General features: G+C 36.2%; 7 protein-coding genes. All 7 read left to right on the forward strand.

Annotation, left to right across the window (positions count from 1 at the left end; genetic code table 11):
- The first annotated feature begins 1 nt into the window (after position 1).
- Complete coding sequence (locus G3O08_RS18005; RefSeq protein ID WP_163286851.1) at positions 2 to 1,231, forward strand: hypothetical protein; 1,230 nt, start codon at positions 2 to 4, stop codon at positions 1,229 to 1,231.
- Entirely contained in the window at positions 1,221 to 2,801 is a 1,581-nt protein-coding gene (locus tag G3O08_RS18010; protein WP_163286852.1) for a hypothetical protein, read from the forward strand. The genes G3O08_RS18005 and G3O08_RS18010 overlap by 11 nt, the downstream gene beginning before the upstream one ends.
- Positions 2,798 to 3,412, forward strand: a complete 615-nt coding sequence (locus G3O08_RS18015; RefSeq protein ID WP_163286853.1) for a hypothetical protein — start codon at positions 2,798 to 2,800, stop codon at positions 3,410 to 3,412. The genes G3O08_RS18010 and G3O08_RS18015 overlap by 4 nt, the downstream gene beginning before the upstream one ends.
- Positions 3,409 to 3,936, forward strand: a complete 528-nt coding sequence (locus tag G3O08_RS18020) for a retropepsin-like aspartic protease family protein (protein WP_163286854.1) — start codon at positions 3,409 to 3,411, stop codon at positions 3,934 to 3,936. The genes G3O08_RS18015 and G3O08_RS18020 overlap by 4 nt, the downstream gene beginning before the upstream one ends.
- On the forward strand, positions 3,933 to 4,454 hold the full coding sequence (locus tag G3O08_RS18025; protein ID WP_204336931.1) for a thermonuclease family protein: 522 nt from the start codon (positions 3,933 to 3,935) through the stop codon (positions 4,452 to 4,454). The genes G3O08_RS18020 and G3O08_RS18025 overlap by 4 nt, the downstream gene beginning before the upstream one ends.
- Before the next feature lie 280 nt (positions 4,455 to 4,734).
- Positions 4,735 to 5,064, forward strand: a complete 330-nt coding sequence (locus G3O08_RS18030) for a hypothetical protein (RefSeq protein WP_163286855.1) — start codon at positions 4,735 to 4,737, stop codon at positions 5,062 to 5,064.
- A gap of 78 nt (positions 5,065 to 5,142) precedes the next feature.
- Positions 5,143 to 6,283, forward strand: a 1,141-nt coding sequence (locus tag G3O08_RS18035) for an IS66 family transposase (protein WP_163286856.1), incomplete at its 3' end; no start/stop codon positions are given.

A 6,283-nucleotide genomic window follows, 5' to 3' on the forward strand; every position in this document is an offset into this window, starting at 1 on the left:
AATGAAAAGACGAATTATATTATTATTTTCAGCGGTATTTCTTTATAGCCTCTCTTATGGTCAGGTCACAAAAGAATCATATGAAAAGGCAGTCGATATTCTCAATTATCAATCTGTATATTATTCATTGTCTGTTCTAAGCCCAACCAGCGGAGTTACTGCTAAGTTCAAGACCAATTGTAACTGCGAAAATAGCCCTGCTTTTGAAAAAATACAATCTTCAATTCCAGGAACAGAGCCAAAAACAATTGAAATTTCAAATGAAGTTCAGAAATTGAAAAGTCAAGATATTTCTGCATTTAACAAGGCCCATACTTTGGATTTTCTTTTGAATGCCACTTTTGACCAGTCTAAGCCTTTAACTGATTTTAAAAGTCAACTAAATCAAAAAGGAAAGCTTTCTGACTATACAGAAAATATAACACAGAAGTTGGAAGCGGTTTTGCAGGAAAATGTTCAAACAAATACTTCTATTCAAAATGAATCAGAAAGTAAACTTGCAGATTTTGATGATAGAATTCGAACGCTAGAAAAAAATCTAAACTCCAAAGAAGAAAAGTCGGGTATCTTAGGCGGTCTTTCAGATTACCTAATCCTTCTTGCAATCATTTTAGGCATTTTAGCTTCGTTTTTAGCTTTGAGAAAAAGAAATAATTACGAAGAACTTTTGCCTAAAATTTTAGAAAGCAAAAGATTGAAAGATTTTGTCCAATCACAGAATAGCTTCAATAGAAATACACAAGGAAATCACTCAAACACTTCTGAAATAAGAGATTTACATAGTAGAATTAGAGACTTAGAAACTCAAATAAGTAAGCTGAACAACCAAATCCATAAATTGACTGAACCTGCACCAATACAAACAACATCTCGGTCATATCAGGAAGTTAGACAGCCCGAACCAAAAATTGAAACCCTTTTCTTGTCAACCCCAAATTCAGATGGAAGCTTCAATGAAAGTTCGGCATCAAATACTTATAGAGATGGTGCGAGTATTTACAGACTTACAAAAACAGGAAGCGTTAATGCTAAATTTCAGATTGACGAAAAAGAAACATCAATCAAGTTAGCGTTGCAGTATCCCGATAAAAATATTGACCCTGTCTGTGATGCAGAAAATGCGTTTAACCCAAAGTCAACGAGAATTTCTACAATTAAAATGGGTGAAGCCGAATTACAAAATGGAAAATGGATTATTAACTCTAAAGCTGTAATTCGTTATGAAGATTGAGTTTATAGAAACTATTCTAGTATGTGTTATCGTTTCGATTCAGCTTTTGGTTTTTGTTCGTACCTTTTTTAAAATCCGTCTTTTTAAAAGAATTATTCCAAGCATAAATTCATTGTTCGTTACAAAAGTGAATGTTCCTGTTTCTGACCTTGAAAGCTTATCCCCTAAAGAGCTTTTAGAAAACATTGATAGTTATAAAGATGCGCAATCAGAACAAAGTTTTGAGAAAGGTATTGAAGAAATTGAAAATGTTGACTTATTTAATAACTCACAGTTACACGATGATGATATTGAAACAACAGAAGTAAATATTATTGAAATTGACGGAAAGCCAAATAAGATATTTGAAAACATATTGTTTTCGGTAAATAATTATCTCATAAGAAATCGAGGTGCTTCTTCCGATTTTAATCTGATGAAGGATATTGTAGAGCGAAATACTGATGCTGTAGAAGAAGATATAAACTTATCTGTTGGTACACCGCTATATTTGGGTTTAATGGGTACAATGATGGGGATTGTGATTGCACTTTTCAATATGCCAGATTTAGGTATAAGTGCAGGACTCGGTTCAGAGGAGACAGGTAAAATACTCGATGAAGGCATTGCAATGCTTATTGGAGGTGTTAAAATCGCAATGATTGCAAGTTTTATGGGGTTAATGCTGACAATCATTAATTCGAGTTGGGTTTTTAAGGGGTCAAGAAGTTTCAGCGAAGCAAGAAAGAATGAATTTTACACTTTTGTTCAAATTGAACTTCTCCCAATAATCAATCAAGGTTTAGCTTCAACCTTGGAATCTCTTCAAAGAAACCTGTTACAATTTAATACTGAATTTACAAGAAACCTCAAAGGCTTGACAGGAGTGTTTGATTCAAACCGTAGTGCGATTAGAGAGCAAAAAGAATTACTTGATGCACTAGACAAAGCGAAGGTTTCGGAAATGACAAAATACAATGTTGCTGTTTTAAAACAATTAGACTTATCAGTCGGCAAGTTTGAGAAGTTTAATGCTTTTCTATCCAATACAACACAATTTGTCGAAAATTCACAGCTAATTGTAACCAAGTCGAACGAGCTTTTAGCGAGAACAGATAATTTTAAAACAATTGCGGACAATCTCGATAGTAAATTAAATCAGAGCCAGCAACTTTTGACATTTCTTTCTGACCATTTCAACAAATTAGAAGAACATAAAGAATTTACATCAAATACAGTTGCTGACGTTGGACATTCCATCTCAGAAACATTTAAAGAACTCAAAGAACACATTCAAAATTCAAGTGAAGCAGTTAAACAATTTACAATTGATGAAACTGAAGCTTTAAAAACCGCTTTATCCGAGAGCAAAACGAATTTGGTCAATCTTGAACATTTGGCTACTCTTAAAACTGATGTTTCCCAATTTAAAGACAGTTCAGCTTCTCAGGGCGAAAGGCTTAAGCAAACAATTGAAGACCTTAATAAAAATATGGCGAAAGCTATAGTTGTACTAGAGCAAATTGAGAATAAAAAAGATGTTATATCTTCTGTTAAAAACCTTTTCAAGTCTAAAAAGAGTAAGGTATGACGGGAAAAGGTTCAGGATTTTTTTGGCCTAGTTTTGCTGATCTAATGACCAGTTTGTTTTTCATTATGTTAGTGCTATACGTATTAACTTATCTAAAGCTTACCAATCAACAAAGAGCAACTGAACAGCAATTAAATAAGATAAAAGAAATACAAGCTGCGGTAAAAGAATTGCCACAAAACTATTTTCAATATGATTCTATTTACAAACGGTTTTCTCTTGTTCAGAATATCGAGTTCGAAACAGGTAAAGATATAATCAAACCAAATTACGAACAGTATCTAATTGATGTTGGTGTATCTATTAAAGATTTAATAAGTAATTTAAAAAGTAAATATGCACAACAGGATATTAAGTACGTAGTAATTATTGAAGGAATGGCTTCAAACGATAATTTCAAAGATAATTATCCATTAAGCTACAAGCGAGCTTGGGCAGTTATGAAGCTATGGCAAAGAGAAAATATAATGCCCGACCAATCGGTTTGTGAAGTTCAGGTTGCAGGTTCAGGAACAGGTGGAATAGGAAGATTCCCTGTGAACGAAGAGGTTAAAAATCAACGAATATTAATTCAAATCGTTCCGAAAATTGGAGAAATAAAATTAGAATGAAAATCAAAGGATTAACGTATATTATTTGTGGTTTCTTACTCATATCTGCCTGTACTCAATCGGGTAGGCGTAAACCTGTTTCCGAAAATGAGACACCAAATGCCAGTTCAGTAAAAAAACGAACAGAAAGTTTCAGCGGTAAGAATGTTATCAAAATGAAAAAATCAGGCGGAGTTTACTTGGTTCCTACTATAGTAAATGGTTCAAATATGGATTTTATTTTTGATACAGGTGCGTCCGATATAACAATTTCCGAGGTTGAAGCTCTTTTTTTATACAGACAAGGAACGCTAACAGAAAATGACTTTATCGGTGTTCAACAGTACCAAATTGCTGATGGGAGTATTTCAGAAGGTTCAATAATCAATCTTAAAACCGTGCAAATTGGGAATAAGGTATTGTACAATGTGAAAGCATCAATCATACATAATACATCTGCACCATTGCTTTTGGGTCAATCAGCTTTAAATCAATTTGGCCAAATAACAATAGATTATAATAACGGTCAAATTACTTTAGAATGATGAAAAACTTATTGCTTGTCCTTTTAGTTTTAATAGTTGTTTCGTGCAACTCAAATAGTGGCAATCGGAAAGCAGAAATACAAAAAATTGAGCTATCGAATAAGGATGGGTCGTTAAAAGTAACCAAAGTCGTTGACGGTGATACATTTTGGGCTGATGATGGTTCTGAGAAAGGAGTTAAAATTCGGCTGATTGGTGTTGATGCTCCAGAATCAAGAAATGTTTTTAAAAAGAAAAAAGGCTATTATGGCCAAGAAGCAAAAGCCTACGTGTCTAATTTATTTGAAGGACAAAGTGTAAGACTTGAATATGATGTTGACAGCTTAGACCAATATGGTAGAACGCTTGCATACGTGTATTTGCTTGATGGAACATTTGTTAACGCAGACTTAGTGAAAAATGGATATGCAATGGTAATGACCGTTCCTCCAAATGTAAAATACGCAGACGATTTTGTGAAATACCAACGAGATGCAAGAGAAAACAATAGAGGACTATGGAAAATGAATCAAGAATAAATGATACTAGAAAATGCCAACGCTAAAGCCATACACATTTGCAATTCGCATCAGCCGACACACAAACCGAAAATTACAAAAGAGTATGCCTTTGCCAACGCCACAAACCGAACTTTAAAAATGAAAAAAGGGCATAACAATGTATATAAAAAATAGGCGAAACAGTAGTAAATTGAAGGCTTTTGGCTCGTATCAAACTTTGTGCTTAACCGAAAGTTTCGTGCTTCGTAATCGCCTACTTTTCATATACTAACCGTTGGGTGCAATTAAAAAGATGACGATGAAAAAACTGCTCATTCTTTCGTGGATAATGCTGCAAGCTCTACCCATCTTGCTTGCCCAAAGTCCTTCTGACTCTTCTAAAGTAGAATTGGAAGGACTAAGTCGATCGGAAATACGACAAATATTTCTGAGTATGGAAGAAACAAGTGAGTCCTATAATTTAGCTTTCTCTTCCCGAAAAGCAAATAGACAAAGTATTAGATCTTTTGTAACTAATCAGTACCCCAATAATACAGAAAAATCAGACCGAAACCCGACTTTATCAACAGAAACGGGTTTGGATGGGTTTTCATTTTCGAAAATCGACGTGTTTATCCACATCTGTTAGAAACGCGGTGGTAAAAGGGTGTTGGGATTCTTTGTGAACCGGATCTCGGACTCCATCTTTGTAGAAACGAAACTAAGTTTGGACAAAGATCAGCAGATTAGCGATTTATTAGCACGAGTTGACAAACTCGCCGAGCGTGTGTCCATACTCTCCGACCAGGTCTTAAAGCTCACAGCCGAAAACGCAGATTTGAAAGAGCGGCTATCGCGCTATGAAAATCCTAAAAACAGCCGCAACAGTTCGATTCCACCATCTAAAGACGAGAATCGACCACTCAAAACAAAAAGTCTGCGCAAGAAATCTAACAAGAAACCCGGCGGTCAACACGGGCGCAAGGGGAACACCTTGCAAATGACGGAAAACCCCGACCACATCATAGATTACATACCCTGCTATTGTGGCAAATGTGGAATAGACCTCTCAAAGCTGCCTTATGAGCTGGCCGGACAGCGACAAGTCGCCGATATACCACCTATTAAACCCGTATATACCGAGCACCGTATTTACCGAAAACAGTGTGCATGTGGACATACTACAAGTGGAACATATCCTGCTGAGGCCCTATCAAGGATAAGTTATGGGCCGGTCGTGGAAAGCTTGGTGGGGTACTTGCACACGCGTCAGTATTTGCCGTTTTTACGTATGAAAGAACTGTTCAATGATGTGCTAAATCTCCCTGTAAGTGAAGGTGGTTTGCACGGCATCATTGATAGACTCACCAAAAGAGCCCTCCCAGTTTACGAAGAACTACGTAAGCGAATTGCAAAAAGCAAAGTAGTGGGAGCCGACGAAACGGGCGCAAAGGTCGATGGTAAAAAAATATGGATGTGGACGTGGCAAAATCCTACATTGACATTTATTACGGCCTCGCCAAATAGAGGCTTCGCTACTATTGAAAAAAACTTCCCCGAAGGTTTTCCCAACGCTACTCTGGTAAGCGATTGTTGGAAAAGCCACTTTAAGTCAGGTGCTTGGCAACACCAAATCTGCTTGGCACATCTACTTAGAGAACTCAATTATTTTGACGATCAGTACAAATCGCCGTGGGCAAAAAAATGTAAGAAGCTATTGGTAAGTGCCATAAAGATCAACACCCAAATGGAATCAGGAGATTACCTAAACCACCACCCGCCACGATCATCGGTAGAATCTGACATGGACTTATTGCTTACCGAAGACATCGATGCAAAGCACAAAGAGGTCGTAACATTTAAAAAGC

Origin of the sequence: Cryomorpha ignava (assembly GCF_010686655.1) — a bacterium.
Taxonomy (GTDB): domain Bacteria; phylum Bacteroidota; class Bacteroidia; order Flavobacteriales_D; family Cryomorphaceae; genus Cryomorpha; species Cryomorpha ignava.